General features: G+C 68.3%; 14 protein-coding genes, 1 pseudogene and 1 other annotated feature. Of the genes and pseudogenes, 8 read left to right on the forward strand and 7 right to left on the reverse strand.

The genetic code is table 11. The features are described 5' to 3' along the window. From AC1DXK_RS20975 to AC1DXK_RS20995, 5 genes and pseudogenes are all read left to right on the forward strand, one after another. Positions 1-217: pseudogene (locus AC1DXK_RS20975) on the forward strand (methyl-accepting chemotaxis protein); the annotation flags it as partial. Between the two features lie 155 nt (positions 218-372). Continuing rightward, complete coding sequence (locus AC1DXK_RS20980) at positions 373-2,043, forward strand: methyl-accepting chemotaxis protein (RefSeq protein ID WP_457105305.1); 1,671 nt, start codon at positions 373-375, stop codon at positions 2,041-2,043. A 64-nt stretch (positions 2,044-2,107) separates the two neighbouring features. Further along, positions 2,108-2,163, forward strand: a sequence feature (sul1 is cis-regulatory element that is thought to sense ions involved in sulfur or methionine metabolism; They are found in Alphaproteobacteria). A gap of 60 nt (positions 2,164-2,223) precedes the next feature. After that, complete coding sequence (locus AC1DXK_RS20985; RefSeq protein WP_457105304.1) at positions 2,224-3,720, forward strand: SulP family inorganic anion transporter; 1,497 nt, start codon at positions 2,224-2,226, stop codon at positions 3,718-3,720. Between the two features lie 100 nt (positions 3,721-3,820). Beyond that, positions 3,821-5,134 carry an ATP-dependent protease ATPase subunit HslU gene (hslU, locus tag AC1DXK_RS20990; protein ID WP_457105303.1) on the forward strand — a complete coding sequence of 438 codons (1,314 nt, stop codon included), beginning with the start codon at positions 3,821-3,823 and terminating at the stop codon, positions 5,132-5,134. Positions 5,135-5,342: 208 nt separating this feature from the next. Then, positions 5,343-6,230 carry an EamA family transporter gene (locus AC1DXK_RS20995; RefSeq protein WP_457105302.1) on the forward strand — a complete coding sequence of 296 codons (888 nt, stop codon included), beginning with the start codon at positions 5,343-5,345 and terminating at the stop codon, positions 6,228-6,230. A gap of 10 nt (positions 6,231-6,240) precedes the next feature. On the opposite strand, the gene AC1DXK_RS21000 is transcribed toward AC1DXK_RS20995, so the two are convergent. The 4 genes from AC1DXK_RS21000 to AC1DXK_RS21015 form a co-directional block, all read right to left on the reverse strand. Further along, on the reverse strand, positions 6,241-6,642 hold the full coding sequence (locus AC1DXK_RS21000) for a PTS sugar transporter subunit IIA (protein WP_043351658.1): 402 nt from the start codon (positions 6,640-6,642) through the stop codon (positions 6,241-6,243). Between the two features lie 175 nt (positions 6,643-6,817). Beyond that, positions 6,818-7,258, reverse strand: coding sequence for an HPr kinase/phosphorylase (locus tag AC1DXK_RS21005; RefSeq protein WP_457105301.1), 441 nt, complete (start codon positions 7,256-7,258; stop codon positions 6,818-6,820). Next, complete coding sequence (locus AC1DXK_RS21010) at positions 7,258-9,063, reverse strand: stimulus-sensing domain-containing protein (protein ID WP_477298945.1); 1,806 nt, start codon at positions 9,061-9,063, stop codon at positions 7,258-7,260. The genes AC1DXK_RS21005 and AC1DXK_RS21010 overlap by 1 nt, the downstream gene beginning before the upstream one ends. Positions 9,064-9,082: 19 nt before the next feature. After that, a complete protein-coding gene (locus AC1DXK_RS21015; RefSeq protein WP_477298947.1) occupies positions 9,083-9,793 on the reverse strand; it encodes a response regulator transcription factor in 711 nt (236 codons plus the stop codon). Positions 9,794-10,094: 301 nt separating this feature from the next. On the opposite strand from AC1DXK_RS21015, the gene AC1DXK_RS21020 reads away from it, so the two are divergent. From AC1DXK_RS21020 to lepA, 3 genes are all read left to right on the forward strand, one after another. After that, positions 10,095-10,880 carry a HugZ family pyridoxamine 5'-phosphate oxidase gene (locus AC1DXK_RS21020; protein ID WP_477298949.1) on the forward strand — a complete coding sequence of 262 codons (786 nt, stop codon included), beginning with the start codon at positions 10,095-10,097 and terminating at the stop codon, positions 10,878-10,880. Positions 10,881-10,954: 74 nt separating this feature from the next. Continuing rightward, entirely contained in the window at positions 10,955-11,155 is a 201-nt protein-coding gene (locus AC1DXK_RS21025; RefSeq protein ID WP_457105297.1) for a hypothetical protein, read from the forward strand. 238 nt (positions 11,156-11,393) lie between these two features. Further along, positions 11,394-13,196, forward strand: a complete 1,803-nt coding sequence (gene lepA / locus AC1DXK_RS21030; RefSeq protein WP_457105296.1) for a translation elongation factor 4 — start codon at positions 11,394-11,396, stop codon at positions 13,194-13,196. 104 nt (positions 13,197-13,300) lie between these two features. On the opposite strand, the gene AC1DXK_RS21035 is transcribed toward lepA, so the two are convergent. From AC1DXK_RS21035 to AC1DXK_RS21045, 3 genes are all read right to left on the reverse strand, one after another. Beyond that, a complete protein-coding gene (locus AC1DXK_RS21035) occupies positions 13,301-13,618 on the reverse strand; it encodes a c-type cytochrome (protein ID WP_457105295.1) in 318 nt (105 codons plus the stop codon). A 221-nt stretch (positions 13,619-13,839) separates the two neighbouring features. Beyond that, entirely contained in the window at positions 13,840-15,123 is a 1,284-nt protein-coding gene (locus AC1DXK_RS21040; RefSeq protein WP_457105294.1) for a PQQ-dependent sugar dehydrogenase, read from the reverse strand. A gap of 142 nt (positions 15,124-15,265) precedes the next feature. Next, a complete protein-coding gene (locus AC1DXK_RS21045; RefSeq protein ID WP_457105293.1) occupies positions 15,266-16,768 on the reverse strand; it encodes an NAD(P)/FAD-dependent oxidoreductase in 1,503 nt (500 codons plus the stop codon). Positions 16,769-16,971 lie beyond the last annotated feature (203 nt).

Genomic DNA, 16,971 nt, shown 5'->3' on the forward strand with positions numbered 1-16,971 from the left:
GCAGGGCGCGGCCACCCAGGAGATCGTCCGCAACGTCGCGCAGGCGGCCCTCGGCGCCGGCGAGGTGACGAGCAACATCTCCGGCGTCGCCGGCGCGGCGGAGGAGACCGGAGCCGCGGCCAGCCAGGTTCTCGGCGCCGCCGCCGAGCTGTCGCGGCAATCCCACGCCCTGACCGCAGAAGTCGGCCGCTTCCTCGAAAACGTCAGAGCCGCCTGAACGGTGCCGCGCGGTTCGCTCCGAACCGCGCGCCCGGCTGCTTCCGTCACCACACGTTTGACGACGACCAATATTGCCGTCCGTCGACGGTTTACGACGCATTGACGAATATACGGCATTTTAGCGCCAACCGAGCCACCACGGTTGGAAATCCAATGAAAATCGGCGGAAAACTTCTGGGCTTTGTCGGCGCCTGCAGCCTGACGACGCTGGTGGTGGCCGGGGTGAGCGTCGCCACGCTCCAGAGCTTCGAACGCGCCCTGACAGACGTCGAGAGCGCGTCGATCCGGGCGCTAGACGCCGCGAATTTCAATCGCCTCGCAGCCGAGGTGACGATGGATTCGCGCGGCGTCTATGCGTCGGCCGACCGTGCCGAGGCCGCGAAATACACAGCCGGCATCCGCAAGGGCTTGGCCGAGATGGACGCCCTTAGGGCGGAGTGGGCACCACGGGTGACCGCAGCCGAGCGCCCGCTCTTCGAGACCATGATGCGCAACGCCGATGCGTTCCGGAACCTGCGCAGCACCCTCGCCGATGCCGGCGACACGTCCGGCCCGAAGGCCGCCGCCGAGCTGGGGTTCAACGACGCAAACCGCGCCAACCGCAAGGCTTTCCAGGCCAGCATCGATACCCTGGTCACCCGCGGCCGGGATGAGATGAGCGCGATCAAGGCCGATACGCAGGCGTTGTTCGAGACGCGGACCTTGCTTCTCCTCGGGCTGGCCCTTGCCGGAACCGCAATCTGCTGCCTCCTCGGCTTCCTCGTCGGACAACGGCAGATCGCCCGGCCCCTTCGCGCGGTCTCGGATGCGATCCAGCGCCTCTCACGCGGAGACCTGACGATGCCGGCGATCAAGCCAGGGCGCGACGAGATCGGCGCGATCTGGACGAGTATGCAGGTGTTCAGCGATACGATGCGGGAGTCCGAGAGCCTGCGTCACGAGCATGACCGGATGCGGCTCGATTCGGACACGCGCAAGCGCTCCGAGATGTCCGGCCTCGCCGACCGATTCCAGGGCAGCATTGGCGGCTTGGTGGACCACCTCGCCGGCGCCGCCGCCGGACTGGAGCGTGCCGCCGCAACCATGGCGGGCAACGCCGAGCATGCCGGGACGCAGTCGCAGGCCGTTACCCGAGCGGCCGAGACCACAGCCTACAACGTCGAGGCCGTCGCCGCCGCCACCGAGGAACTCGCCGCCACGGCGAGCGAGATCGGCGTGCAGGTCACGCAGACCTCGACTGCGGCCGAGAGCGCTGTCGAGGCGGCGCGACGGACCCGGTCCAGCGTTCAGGCGCTCGCCCGCAGCGCCGACGGGATCGGCCAGGTCGTCTCGCTGATCTCCACCATCGCCGGCCAGACCAACCTGCTGGCCCTGAACGCCACGATCGAAGCGGCCCGGGCCGGCGAGGCCGGGCGCGGCTTCGCGGTCGTCGCCACCGAAGTGAAGGATCTGGCAACGCAGACCGCCAAGGCCACCGACGAGATCGCGGGTCAGATCGCGGCGATGCGCGCCGCGACCCACGAGGCGGTCGCCGCCATCGAGGAGATCGGCGGCACGATCGAGCAGGTGCATGGGATCGCCCTCGGCGTTGCCGCGGCCGTCGAGGAGCAGCAGCTCGCCACCCAGGAGATCGCGCGCAGCGTTTCCGAAGCCGCGAGCGGCACTCGCGCCGTCACCGAGACCATGGCGCTCGTCCTCGGAGCGGCCCGGAACACCGGCGCCAGCGCCGCCGAGGTTCTGGACGCGGCGGCCGACATCGCCCGCCGTTCCAGCGGGCTTGGTGGCGAGGTCGCGGGCTTCGTGGCGCAGGTGCGGGCGGCCTGAGCGTCGCGTCGCGGCGCCTGCATGTTGCATTGCAGCGCACACACCCGTAGGGTCCGCGCATTCGCAAGGACCCGGTGAAAGCCCGGGTGGCTCTTCCGGCCGCCGATCCGCCGGACCACGCATTCGAGACGCGTTTGGACCCGCCAGCGACGCGGGCGCGCCGCTCGTGCGGATTCCCTTATGTCACTCAGCTTCTCCGGACGGCCCGGATCTCTCCGGTCGTGGACATCCAACATCCGCGGCGACACGCTTTCGGGCATCGTCGTCGCCCTCGCGTTGATCCCCGAGGCCATCGGCTTCTCGGTGATCGCCGGGGTCGACCCCAAGGTCGGCCTCTACGCCTCCGTGGTCATCGCCTGCACCATCGCCTTCGCGGGTGGCCGCCCGGCGATGATTTCGGCCGCCACCGCGGCCACCGCCGTGGTGATGGTCGACCTCGTGCGGGAGCACGGGGTGCAGTACCTCTTCGCCGCCACCATCCTGATGGGCCTCATCCAGATCCTGGCGGGCTTTTTGAAGCTCGGTCGGCTGATGCGCTTCGTCTCGCAATCGGTCATGACCGGCTTCGTCAACGCCCTGGCGATCCTGATCTTCCTGGCGCAGATGCCCGAACTCACCGGGGTCACGCCGGCGACCTACGGTCTGATCGCCCTCGGTCTCGCCATCATCTACGGATTCCCGCGGATCACCCGTGCGATCCCGTCGCCCCTCGTGGCGATCGCGGTGCTGACGGCGATCACCGCGGTCTTCCACCTCGACGTCCGGACGGTCGCCCATCTCGGCGCCCTGCCCTCGTCACTGCCGCGCTTCGTCCTTCCGGACGTCCCCCTGACCTGGGAGACGTTCCGGATCCTGCTGCCCTACGCGGCGACGCTCGCCGCGGTTGGCCTGCTGGAGAGCCTCCTCACCGCGCAGATCGTCGACGACCTGACCGATACCGGCAGCGACAAGAATCGCGAATGCATGGGCCAGGGCGTCGCCAACATGGCCTCCGCGGTGTTCGGCGGCATGGGCGGCTGTGCGATGATCGGCCAGTCGGTGATCAACGTCTCCTCCGGCGCCCGCGGCCGTCTCTCGACCCTGGTGGCCGGGGCGTTCCTGCTGCTGCTCCTCGTGGCGCTTCAGGACCTGCTCGCCGTGGTGCCGGTGGCGGCGCTCACCGCCGTGATGATCATGGTCTCGATCAACACGTTCTCTTGGCGCTCGCTGGCGCGCCTCCGGACGAACCCGCTGCCCTCCTCCGCGGTCATGCTGGCGACCGTCCTCGTCGTGGTGGCCACCAAGGATCTCGCCATCGGCGTGCTGGCCGGCGTGCTGCTCTCCGGCGTGTTCTTCGCCGGCAAGGTCTCCCGGCTCAACCGGATCACCTCGGCCCTCTCGGCGGACGGGCGGACCCGGACCTACAGCGTCTCCGGACAGGTCTTCTTTGCCTCGGCGGGCACCTTCTCGGAGGCAATCGACGTGCTCGAGCCGGTCGAGCGACTCGTGATCGACGTCCACGCGGCGCATTTCTGGGACATCTCGGCCGTCGCCGCCCTCGACCGCGTGGTGCTCAAGGCCCGCGCCCGCGGCCGCGACGTCGCGGTCGTGGGGCTCAATGCGGCGAGCACGACCCTGGTGGAGCGGTTCGGCCAGCACGACAAGGACGGTACGGGCGCGGTCCCGGCGACGCACTGAGGCGGCTATCTGACCGCGCCTCGCCCCTTGCGCGGGGCGGCGCGGAACCCCATTCCCGGCGCGGGGCCGCATTCGGGCCGGGAACAGGGATGGCACAGCGGTGACGACGTTCTCTCCGCGCGAGATCGTGTCCGAACTCGATCGCTTCATCGTCGGACAGCACGACGCCAAGCGCGCCGTGGCGATCGCGTTGCGCAATCGCTGGCGGCGCCAGCAGCTCACAGGACCTCTCCGTGAGGAGGTCGCGCCCAAGAACATCCTGATGATCGGGCCGACCGGCTGCGGCAAGACCGAGATCGCGCGCCGCCTCGCCCGCCTCGCCAATGCGCCGTTCCTCAAGATCGAAGCCACCAAATTCACCGAGGTCGGCTATGTCGGCCGCGACGTCGAGCAAATCGTCCGCGACCTCGTGGAGGTGGCGATCGGCCTGACCCGGCAGGCAAAGCGGGAGGGCGTTAAGGCCAAGGCCGAAGCTGCGGCCGAGAACCGGCTCCTCGACGCCCTCGTCGGGCCGACCGCCAGCCAGTCCACCCGCGACAGTTTCCGGCGCAAGCTGCGCAACAGCGAACTCGACGACAAGGAAGTCGAGCTGGAGCTGACGTCCGGCGCCCCCACCGGCATGCCGATGTTCGAGATCCCCGGCATGCCGGGCGCGTCCATGGGCGCGATCAACATCGGCGACATGCTCGGCAAGGCGCTCGGCGGCCAGCGCGGCAAGCCGCGCCGGATCTTGGTGCGGGACGCCTACGCACCGTTGATGGCCGAGGAATCCGACAAGCTCGTCGACGACGAGGCGCTGGTCCGTGAGGCGATCGGCGAGGTCGAGAACAACGGCATCGTGTTCCTCGACGAGATCGACAAGATCTGCGCCCGCGAGGGCCGCACCTCCGGCGACGTGTCCCGCGAGGGCGTTCAGCGCGACCTGCTGCCGTTGATCGAGGGCACCACCGTCACCACCAAGCACGGGCCGGTGAAGACCGACCACATTCTCTTCATTGCCTCGGGCGCCTTCCACGTCTCGAAGCCGTCCGACCTCCTGCCCGAGTTGCAGGGCCGGCTGCCGATCCGGGTGGAGCTCCAGCCGCTGACGGTGGACGACTTCAAGCAGATCCTCACCGCCACAGAGGCGAGCCTGATCAAGCAGACCGTGGCCCTGATGGAGACGGAGGGCGTGATCCTCACCTTCACCGAGGACGCCGTGGACGCCCTCGCCCGTGTCGCCGTCGAGGTGAACTCATCGGTGGAGAACATCGGTGCCCGCCGGCTTCAGACGGTCCTGGAGCGGGTGATCGACGAGATCTCCTTCACGGCGACGGACCGATCCGGCGAAACGGTGCCGATCGACGCCGCCTACGTGCGCGACCGCGTGCAGGATCTGGCGGCGAATGCGGATCTGAGCCGGTTCATCCTCTGAGGACTGCCCGGATCGGGATCCGCCGGTGCGCGTCCCCGGCCCTCGGGCCACCTTTCACATAGGCGGGAGGGGCCGCGCTTCGGTGCGGCCGGCCGGGGCGGCGATGCATCGAAGCGTCACGAGGACGGCCGCTCTGCCGGCCACGCCCAGATCGGACGCCGAGGCTGCTATCCCTGCGCCGGATCGCGATCCTGAGGAATGTCGACGCGTGTCACACAACAGGTTCGGCGTCGGCGATACTGTTCTCTCGGTGGCGGCCCTCGTCACCGGCATGCTCTCCCTCCAGTGCGGCGCGACCTTCGCCAAGAGTCTGTTCCCGGCGGTCGGCGCAGCCGGGACGTCCGCCCTGCGGGTCGGCTTCTCGGCGCTGATCCTGATTGCCGTCTGGCAGCCATGGCGACGCAGCCTTCCGGCGCGCGAGGCCGGCTGGATCGCCCTCTACGGGACCGCCCTCGGGCTGATGAACCTGCTATTCTACCTCGCCCTGGCGCGCCTGCCCCTCGGACCGGCCGTGGCCATCGAGTTCGTCGGTCCTCTGGCCGTTGCGCTGATCGCGTCCCGCCGCCGCTCGGATTTCCTGTGGATCGGTGTGGCGGTGGCCGGGCTGACGCTGCTGCTGCCGATCGCCACCACGGACGGGCTCGATCCCGTCGGCATCCTGCTCGACCTCGGTGCGGCGCTGGCCTGGGCGCTCTACATCCTGTTCGGGCAGCGGGCCGGGCGCATCGATGGCGGCCAGGCCGTGTCTCTGGGGATGTTAACGGCTGCGCTCGTCGTGGCGCCCTTCGGCATCGCGGAGGCCGGTTCGGCCCTGCTCGCGCCCGGCATCCTGGCTGCGGGCCTCGCGGTGGCGCTGATGTCGAGCGCCCTGCCCTACTCGCTGGAGATGATCGCCCTGCGCCGACTCGATCGGAAGAGCTTCGGTGTCCTGATGAGCGTGGAGCCGGCCGTTGCGGCCTGCGCGGGACTCATCCTGTTGGGAGAGCAAATCAGCGCCGTGCAGTGGCTCGCGATCGCAATGGTGATCGCGGCATCCGTGGGAATCACCGTCAGCGCGCGACGGTCGGCCCCCAGGGCGGCCGTACTGGAGTCCTGACCGAGGTAAACTACTTACCCGCGAGAACTCGCGAGGCGACGTTGATGTATTTTCGACCGGCTTCCTGAGCGTGGAGCACGGCGTCGCCGAGCTTCTCCTCGTCGCGGACGCTGGCAAGCTTGATCAGCATCGGCAGATTGATTCCGGCCACCACCTCAACGGAGCCGCCGTTCATGCAGGAGAGGGCAAGATTGGAGGGGGTGCCGCCGAACATGTCGGTCAGCACCACCACGCCCTCTCCGGTATTCACGCGACAGACCGCGGACATGATGTCCCGGCGTCGCAATTCCATATCGTCCTCCGGCCCGATCGTGATCGTCTCGATCTGATCCTGTGGGCCGACCACGTGCTCCAGAGCGGCCTTGAATTCGGTCGCCAGTAGCCCGTGGGTGACGAGCACCATGCCAATCATGGACACGTGTTCCAACGTCCTGTGTGTGTCGCCATGTTGTGCATCGCACAGCCCCCAACAAGGCGAACGCGACTTTTTTGCCCGGACATTGCCGCGATCATGCCACGCGCGCTTCGTGCGCGCCATGGGGGTATACCAATGTTGCGCGACTCAAGCGGCCTGTGCGGCTGCGAAGTCACGGATGATGTTTTCGCAGTGCCGCACGGATCAGGAGCGGGGCAAGGCCGGCCGAACGGGCACCGCGATCGAGCACGAGGCGATGCAGGGTGATTCCGAGGAGCACCGCATCCGCTGGCGGCTCCGGCAGGCGCATCGCCGAATCGACGAGATCTACGGCGAGATGCAGCACCGCCTCCGGCGCGGACGGTAGACCGAGATCGGCCACCGAAAGGATCCCCTGCCCCCGGACCTCGACCCGCCCGGCCAGCGCCGGATGTGGGGAGGCGACGAGTCGCCCGTCGCGCGCCATGCAGACGACCCGATCGTCGGCCACGAAGGCTCCGTCCGCCGCGGTGGCGAGGAACAGGGCGAGGCTGGATTTGCCGGCTCCGGACGGCCCGCGGATCAGGATCCCGGACCCGCACAGCGCGACGCAGGCGCCGTGAAGGGTGATCATCAGGCGTGAAGCTGCCGCGGTGCCGCCGGCAGGCGCACGACGAAGCGCGCGCCCCGCACCGTCGGCTCGCCGTCCTCATCGGGGGCACCGGGACGGTTCTCGGCCCGGATCGTACCGCGATGAGCCTGCACGATCTGGCGGGAGATCGACAGGCCGAGACCCGAATTCTGGCCGAAGCCCTGCTCCGGACGGTCGGTGTAGAAGCGCTCGAAGATCCGCTCCAACGCGTGCTCGGGGATGCCCGGCCCTTCGTCCTCGCAGATCATCTCCACCTCGCCGCGAACCCGGCGCAGCACGACCCGGACCTTGGCGTCGCTCGGCGAGAATGAGCGGGCGTTGTCGAGGAGGTTGTTGACGACCTGCCCGAGCCGGCTGTCGTGACCGATGATCGTGAACGGCGCATCCTGCTCGGATCCGGTCGATTCGACGTCGAGCTGAATCAGGCAGTCCTTCGGGCGCCGCCGCTCGTTGGCGACGGAAACGACGGTGGTGAGAAGCCGCCGCAGATCGACCCGCCGCGCCTCCGCCCGCGCCAGTTCGGCATCGAGCCGCGAAGCGTCGGCGATGTCGCTGATCAGCCGGTCGAGGCGCTTCACGTCATGCTGGATGATCGCCATCAGGCGGCCGCGGGACTCGTCCGACTTCGCGAGCGGTAGCGTCTCCACAGCGCTGCGGAGGGAGGTCAGGGGGTTCTTCAACTCGTGGCTGACATCGGCCGCGAAGCTCTCGATGGCGTCGATCCGCCGGTAGAGCGCCTGGGTCATGTCGCGCAAGGCGCCCGACAGGTGGCCGATCTCGTCGGTGCGCTCCGTGAAATCGGGGATTTCCTCGCGGGTCTTGATGCCCATGCGGACCTTCTCGGCCGCCTCCGCGAGGCGCCGCACCGGACCCGCGATGGCGCCGGCCAGGAGGAACGACAGGACCACCATCACCGCCGATGCCACGAGGAACACCTGCAGCAGGCCGAATCGTTCCGAGGCGATGACCCGGTCGATGGCGTCGCCCTGGGTCGAGATCAGCAGGGCGCCGCGGACCGAGCCGGCCCGGTGGATCGGCACCGCAACCGAGACCGTGGTCTCGCCGAGCTTGTTGCGGCGGACGAGGCTGCCGCGGTTGCCGCCGAGGGCCGCTTGGACCTCTCGGAGGGAATGGCCGTTCACCGGCCCCGTTTCCTCGGTCGCGTCGGTCCGGCCGCGGAACAGGCCGCCGAGCTTCGACTGGACCGCCTCGAACGCGGATTCGAGCATCCCGGGCTTGTGGGGCTTCGGCTCCAGCGGATCGGGGCGGCTCGCGTCGCCGCGCTTGAACAGGGTGCGGGTGTCGAACAGGAGGCCGCCCTCCTGATCGTAGACCCGGGCGCGGTTACCCGTCGGCGTCACGAGGCGCGACAGGAGGGGCGCCACCTTCTCGGGGTTGAGCGAGAACGCGAGCGGCTGTGATTCCTCCTCGGCGGCCTCGCCGGCCTGCTGCTGGAGCAGTTTGTCGGGATCGATGCGGATCGTATCGGTGTCCACCGACGCCGAAGCCGCGATCGCCCCCGCGATGATCTCGCCCTGGATGGCGAGGCTCTGGATCCGTGCCTGGATCAGGCCCTGGCGGAACTGGTTCAGGTAGAGAAACCCGACGAGCAGGGCGATCAGCCCGACGAGGTTAAGGACGACGATGCGCCGCGTCAGGCTCGACGAGGCGCGCTGGCCGACGGCGTCCCACAGGGCGCGGGGCAACGCGAGCGGGCGGGACAGGGCCTGGGCCAGGGAGGTGCGGGGTCGGGCATCCTCAGTCTGGGAAGGAGTGCGGGCGGTCACGCGGCGAGGATCCTGAAGATCATGCCTCCTTGAACCGGTAGCCGACGCCGTAGAGCGTCTCGATCATGTCGAAGGCCTGGTCCGTCACCTTGAACTTCTTCCGCAGGCGCTTGATGTGGCTGTCGATCGTCCGGTCATCCACGTAGACCTGATCGTCGTAGGCCGCATCCATCAGGGCGTTCCGGCTCTTCACCACGCCGGGGCGCTKGGCCAGCGCCTGGAGAATCAGGAACTCCGTAACCGTGAGGGTCACGGGCTCGCCCTTCCAGGTGCAGGTGTGGCGCTCGGGATCCATCATCAGCGCACCGCGCTCCAGGGAGCGGGCCGCGATTTCGGCCTCGCCGCTGCGCGTCGCGCCCGGGGCCTCCTTGGCGAAACGCCGGAGGACGGCCTTGACGCGTTCCACCAGCAGCCGCTGCGAGAACGGCTTATGGATGAAATCGTCGGCGCCCATCTTCAGGCCGAACAGCTCGTCGATCTCCTCGTCCTTCGACGTCAGGAAGATCACGGGAAGGTCAGATTTCTGCCGCAGGCGTCGGAGAAGCTCCATGCCGTCCATGCGCGGCATCTTGATGTCGAAGATGGCGAGATCCGGCGGCGAGTGTCGCAGACCGTCCAGGGCGGAGGCACCGTCCGTGTAGGTCTGGATGCGGTAGCCTTCGGTCTCCAGCGCGATCGACACAGAGGTGAGGATATTCCGGTCGTCGTCGACGAGGGCGATGGTCGGCATGCGCGGTCCCTGACTGAACGGGYGAAGGCGCGGTCCCGGCTTTACGCACAGGCCGCGCCGCATCCCGGCCCCCGAGGGGCAGACAAAACGCGAACCGGGCGGTTTCGGCGCAGCCCGGCGCACGCAAAGGGACAGGTGCTTTAGTACGGCCGATCGGAAAAAGCGAGCGGCGGTCATAGCTTGGCCGTAACGTCCGACGTCGACGGCCGATCTGACGCGGGTCGGGCGCCTCGCATTCCGCCCCGACACCGCTAACGTGGCAGCCGATGAAGGCGGTCKTGCGAGCGGGGAGGAATCGCGGATGGATGAGACGATCGAGAGCGGTCCGGGCGCGGGCGGCCCGGCCCGTCCGCTGCCCGCCGAGGCGGCGCCGTTCGACGCGATCGGGCTGTCGCGCAGCCTGCTGCGCGGCATCCGGTCCGGCGCCCTCGCGACCCTCGACCCGGACGGCACCCCGTTCGCGTCGCTGGTGACGATGGCCACCGACGCGGACGGGACGCCGCTGATGCTGCTGTCGCGGCTGTCGGCCCACACACGCAACCTGTTGGCCGATCCGCGCTGCTCGCTGCTATTCTCGCAGGGCGGCAAGGGCGATCCCCTCGCCCATCCTCGTCTGACGGTCGTCGGCTGTGCGGTTCAGACCAGCGAGCCCCGGGCGCGGGAGCGGTTCCTCGCCCGCCATCCCAAGGCGAAGCTCTACGCCGACTTCCCGGATTTCGGCTTTTTCGCCCTGGATCCCGAATCGGGTCACCTCAACGGCGGCTTCGCAAAGGCCGCGACGCTGACCCGCGACCAACTGCTCCTCGACCTCGCGGGCGCGGAGGCCGTGGTGGCAGCCGAGCGCGGCGCCGTGGAGCACATGAATGCCGGCCACGCCGACGCGCTGGCGCTCTACGCGATCGGCGCCGGCGGCGAGGCCGGGCTGCCCTGGCGACTCACCGGCCTCGACCCCGAGGGCATGGACCTGATGGCGGGGGACCGCACCGCCCGGGTGCTCTACCCGGAACGCGTCGCCGACATGGGAGCACTGCGCAAAAGCCTCGTTGCCATGGCCGCGCGTGCGCGCGCAACCGGGTCGGAGACGTGATGATGCAACGACGCGATGTAAGGACTTCGCGATGGGGCATGGCGAAACGTCGCTGAATGCCCCATATCCGCGCTATGAGCGATACCCAGACAGATACCTACCCCTTCAGCCTCGACGTCGAGCCGGTCGGCGAGAGCGGCTCGATGTTCCAGTGGAGCATCCGGAAGCACGGGAAGTTGCACCAGCGTTCGGACCGGAAGCACCCGACCGAGGCCAAGGCGCGCTCCCACGGCGAAGCCGAGATCGAGCGTCTGATCCGCGATCGCGGCCGCTGAGCGGCTCGCGCGGAGCGAAGCCAGGACCTTGCGTCCCTGACCCCGGGGGCCGGACCCGTCCGGCCCCCGTCGGTTTTTCGGGATCCGTCCTTCCGGCCCCGGGTGACAGGATGGCGCGCCGACCGCGGGTGCGCTTGGCGCCTTCCCGTGGCGCTGCTATCTCGCGCAGCAGCCGATCCATTCGAATACGCCCCGACATCAGACGGTGCGCGCCGGCGCGCGCCCGAACGGAATGCCGATGACAGCCCCGATCGAATCCATCCGCAACTTCTCGATCGTCGCGCATATCGACCACGGCAAATCGACTCTGGCGGACCGGCTGATCCAGGCCACCGGCACCGTCGCGCTGCGCGACATGAGTGAGCAGATGCTCGACTCGATGGATATCGAGAAGGAGCGCGGAATCACCATCAAGGCGCAGACCGTGCGCTTGGAATACAAGGCGCAGGACGGCAAGGATTACGTCCTGAACCTGATGGACACGCCCGGCCACGTCGACTTCGCCTACGAGGTGTCGCGCTCGCTGGCCGCCTGCGAGGGCTCGCTGCTGGTGGTGGACGCCTCCCAGGGCGTGGAGGCGCAGACCCTCGCCAACGTCTATCAGGCGCTCGATGCCAACCACGAGATCGTGCCGGTCCTCAACAAGGTCGATCTGCCGGCCGCCGAACCGGAGCGCGTCAAGGAGCAGATCGAGGAGGTGATCGGCCTCGACGCCTCCCAAGCCGTGCCGATCTCGGCCAAGACAGGGCTCAATATCGAGGCGGTGCTGGAGGCGATCGTCACGCGCCTGCCGGCCCCGAAGGGCAACCGCGACGCGCCCTTGAAGGCGCTCCTCGTGGACAGCTGGTACGATGCCTATCTCGGCGTCGTGGTGCTGGTGCGGATCATCGACGGCACCCTCAAGAAGGGCATGACCATCCGCATGATGGGCGCCGACGCGGTCTACGGCGTCGACCGGATCGGCGTGTTCCGGCCGAAGATGGCCGATATCGACGCGCTGGGTCCGGGCGAGGTCGGCTTCTTCACCGGCTCGATCAAGGAGGTGGCCGACACCCGCGTCGGCGACACCATCACCGAGGACAAGCGCCAGACCACCGAGATGCTGCCGGGCTTCAAGGAAGTCCAGGCGGTGGTGTTCTGCGGCCTGTTCCCGGTGGACGCGGCCGAGTTCGAGAACCTGCGCTCGGCCATGGGCCGGCTCCGGCTCAACGACGCCTCGTTCTCCTACGAGATGGAGAGTTCGGCCGCCCTCGGCTTCGGGTTCCGCTGCGGCTTCCTCGGGCTCCTGCACCTGGAGATCATCCAGGAGCGGCTGGAGCGCGAGTTCAACCTCGACCTGATCTCCACGGCGCCCTCGGTGGTCTACCGCCTGAAGATGCGCGACGGCGAGGTGAAGGAACTCCACAACCCGGCCGATATGCCGGACATCATGAAGATCGAGTCGATCGAGGAGCCCTGGATCCGCGCCACGATCCTGACGCCCGACGAGTATCTCGGCGGCGTGCTGAAGCTCTGCCAGGACCGCCGCGGCGTCCAGAGCGATCTCAACTACGTCGGCAAGCGCGCCATGGTGGTCTACGACCTGCCGCTGAACGAGGTGGTGTTCGATTTTTACGACCGGCTGAAGTCGATCTCGAAGGGCTACGCCTCGTTCGATTACCACGTCTCGGATTACCGCGAGGGCGACCTCGTGAAGATGTCGATCCTGGTGAATGCCGAGCCGGTGGACGCCCTCTCGATGCTGGTCCACCGCACCCGCGCGGAATCGCGCGGCCGGGCCATGTGCGAGAAGCTGAAGGACCTGATCCCCCGCCACCTGTTCCAGATCCCCGTCCAGGCGGCGATCGGCGGCAAGATCATCGCCCGCGAGACGATCAAGGCCCTGTCCAAGGACGTCACCGCCAAGTGCTACGGCGGCGACATCTCGCGTAAGCGCAAGCTCTTGGACAAGCAGAAGGAAGGCAAGAAGAAGATGCGCCAGTTCGGGCGCGTCGAGATCCCCCAGGAGGCGTTCATCGCCGCCCTGAAGATGGATGATTGATCCGCCGCGTCTTTGCGAGCGGAGTGAAGCAATCCAGGGTCGCGCGACATCGGTGAACGTGGCGCAACTGGATTGCTTCGCTCCGCTCGCAAAGACCGTTCAGGCTACCCGGGCGGCAGCACGTCGATCTGGATGCCGGAATAGTACGCCGCCAGATTGGCGATGTCGGCGTCCGACAGCTCCTTCGCGACCACGTTCATGATCTCGTTCTGCCGCTTGCCGTCGCGGTATTCGGTGAGCGCCTTCACCAGATAGGGTTCGACCTGCCCGGCGAGGTTCGGCGCCTCCGGCAGCTTCGAGAGCCCGTCCATCCCGTGGCAGGTCTGGCAGGCGGTCGCGCGCTTCTTGCCCGCGGCCGCGTCGCCGGCCTGGGCCGAGAGCGGGACGAGGGTGGCGGCCAGTAGGAGAAGCAAGCGAATCATCGGGCGGGCTCGAATTCTCTGACCGGTCAAGATTGGACCGCGCGCTGCCGAACGGGGCGCGGGTCCCCTCTCCCGCTCGGGAGAGGGACAGGGTGAGGGATCGGATCATTCCGGAGACGGCGCACCCCTCACCCCAACCCTCTCCCGGACGGGAGAGGGGGTGCGTCGCGCCCGTTCGCGCCGGGGCGCCCCTTTCGATGGGGGGCGCCCAGTCACAAAAACTACTTCTCGTAGGAGATCCGGTAGATCGCCCCGGCGGAATCGTCTGAGACCAGCAGCGACCCGTCGAGCATCACCGCCACGTCCACCGGACGCCCGAGATACTCGCCGTCGCCGGTGAGCCAGCCTTCCGCGAAGGGCTTGACCGACTCGACCTTCCCGTCGGCTCCGAGCTTGCCGAACATCACCCGGGCGCCCACCGGCTCGGTGCGGTTCCAGGACCCGTGCTCGGCGATGAAGATACCGCCCTTGTACGAGGCCGGAAACTGCTTGCCGTTGTAGAACGTCATGCCGAGATCGGCGGCGTGGGGCGCGAGCTCCGCCATCGGGGCGACCGCGTCGGCGGGCGGGGCCTGGTCCTTGTACTCGACCGTGCGGACCGAGCCGCCGCCGAACCACGGGAAGCCGAAATTCTGGCCGGCCTTGGTGGCGTGATTCAGCTCGCCCGGCGGCTTGTCGTCGCCCATGCCGTCGACCTGATTGTCGGTGAACCAGAGCGACTTGTCGGTGTTGAAGTCCATCCCGACGGAGTTGCGGATGCCGGTGGCGTAGACCTCGCGGTTCTTGCCGTCGGCGTCGATCCGGATGATGCCGCCGATGCCGGCCTTCTTGTAGAGGTCCATCTTCTCGGGCGGCGGCACGTTGTAGGGCTGGCCCAGGGCGATGTAGGTCTTGCCGTCCGGCCCGACGCGGCAGACGCGGGCGGTGTGATTGAAGCTCTCCTCGCCGGCCGGAATCAGGTCGCCCTGCTTGACCAGCACGCCGGCGGCGACATCCGGATTCTCGTAGAAGAACTCGGCGGCCGGGAAGGCCAGCACGCGGTTCTGCTCGACCACGGTGAGCACGCCGTCCTTCGAGAAGCAGACGCCGTTGGGGATCTTGAACGTGATCCCGGGGGCGAAGGGGCGGACCTCGTCGGCGACCCGGTCCTTGTCGCGGTCGGTGACCGTGTAGATCTTGCTCTTGCGGGTGCCGACGAACAGCACGCCGGCATTGGGACCGACCGCGATGGCGCGGGCATCCGGCACCACCGCGTAGAGGTCGATCTTGAAGCCGTCCGGCAGCTTGATCTTCGACAGGTTCTTGCGGATCGCGTCCGCGCGCCGCCCGGTCTGCGGGATTTCGGCGGCGGCCTGGGTGTCCGTGCTGTGGAAGCCCTCGAGCTTCTCGAGGTCGTCGGTCTTGGCTTTGGTCTCGGCTGGGGCAGCGCCCTGCGCCAGCGCAGGCAGGACAGCGGCCGGCATGGTCACGCCCGCGACGAGCGCGGCGAGAAGCAAAGATCGCATCGAAACAAATCCTCCCGGCGGCCCTTGGTCCAGGGCATTACCGAGAGGGAACGATAGAGGCGCAGGACAAACCGGCAAGCGGCTCCGGTGACGCGGCGTCGCGGCTGTTCTGCCTCGGGCATCCGCCCTCAGGGAATCCCGCTCAGGCAACCTTGCGCGGCACGAGGCGCTCGCTGCCCAACGCGGCCGCGGCCCCCGACAGGCCGGCCTCGGTGTACTCGGCGTCCTCGTTGACCCGCCAGACGTCGTGCCGGCGCCGGCCGCAGAGGATGTTCTCCACGGTGAGCATCGCGGTCATCATCGCGTGGTCCTGGTTGTTGTACTTGTGCATGCCGTTGCGGCCCACGAGGTGCAGGCTCGGGAAGTCCCGCTCCAGCTCCCGGCGTACGGTGACGACGTGGCCGGCGTAATCCTCGTCGTAGACCGGGTAGGCCTTCGGCTGGCGGACCACGCAGGCATCAACCACGTCGGCCGGGTCGATCAGGCCGATCTGCCCGATCTCGCGCTTGGCGAGTTCCACCAGCTCGGCATCGTCGGCGTTCCAGAGTCCGTCGCCTTCGAAGCAGAAATATTCAAGGCCGAGACAGGTATGGTCCTCGTCCGGCACCATCTCGGGGGACCACGAGCGGAAGTTCTGCACGCGGCCGACCTTCACCGACGGGTCGTGGATGTAGATCCAGTTGTCGGGGAAGTTCTTCTGGGACTTGGCGATCAGCGCCACGGTCAGGAAGTCGCGGTACTTGAGCGCGCGGGCGTTGAAGGTGCTCAGCGGCCGAGGCCGGATCGCATCGACCAGCTCACGGACCGGCGCCGACGAGATGACGTTGCGGGCCGTGAAGGTCTCGCGCCGGCCGTCGGCGCTGCGGGCCGCGACCGTCCAGATGCCGGTGCCGGCATCGTAGCTGAGGGAATCGACGCTGCGGTCGAGGCATAGACGCCCGCCCTGAGCCTCGATCTTGGCGGCGGCGGCCTCCCACATCATGCCGGGTCCCCGGCGCGGATACCGGAACGACTCGATGAGGGTCTTGATCACGGGACCGCCGGCCGGTGCGCGCTTGCGCAGGCCCAGCGAGCGCTTGATGCCGTCGCGGATCGCGGCACCGAGGTCGAGCCCCTTGATGCGCTGCGCCGCCCAGTCGGCCGAGATCGCGTCGCACGACATGCCCCACACCTTCTCGGTGTAGGTCTGGAAGAAGATCGCGAACAGGCGCTCGCCGAACTGGTTGCGCACCCAGGCGTGGAAGGTCTTCGGCTCGTCGATCGGCCGCAGGCGGGCGTAGAGATAGGAGGCGACGCAGGCCGCGCTTGTCAGCAGCCCGAGGTTCCGCAGCGCCTCGAAGGCCTTGAGGGGGTAGGCGTAGTACCGGCCGCGATAATAGATCCGCGACAGGCGCGGGCGTTCGATGAAGTCGTTGGGCAGGATCTCGTCCCAGAGATCGACCACGGCCTGGGATTTCGAGAAGAAGCGGTGGCCGCCGATGTCGAACAGGTAGCCGTTGTGCGAGACGGTCCGCGAGATACCGCCGACCTGGGCCGGATCCCGCTCCAGAACGGTGACCGAGCGCCCCTTCTTCGACAGCAGGTAGGCGGCGGTGAGGCCCGCAGGCCCTGCGCCGATCACCAGCGTCTCGGTGTGGTGGCTCATCCCATGCTCCGGCGATTGGTGCGGCGCGCGACGTGCGAGACGCCGACCTGGCTACAGGATGCGGGGTCGTGGTTAAGGAATCGCTGGCGTCCGGACGGCCGCGCGCCCGGTCCGTGCCCGATCGGAGGGATCGCGAGGGTGCCTTGACCGGGTGTTAAGCCCGCCCGCGCGACCATGGCGGCGAGGGCATCCACCGCCCGCCC

Source organism: Methylobacterium sp. P3_A11 (genome assembly GCF_056403155.1).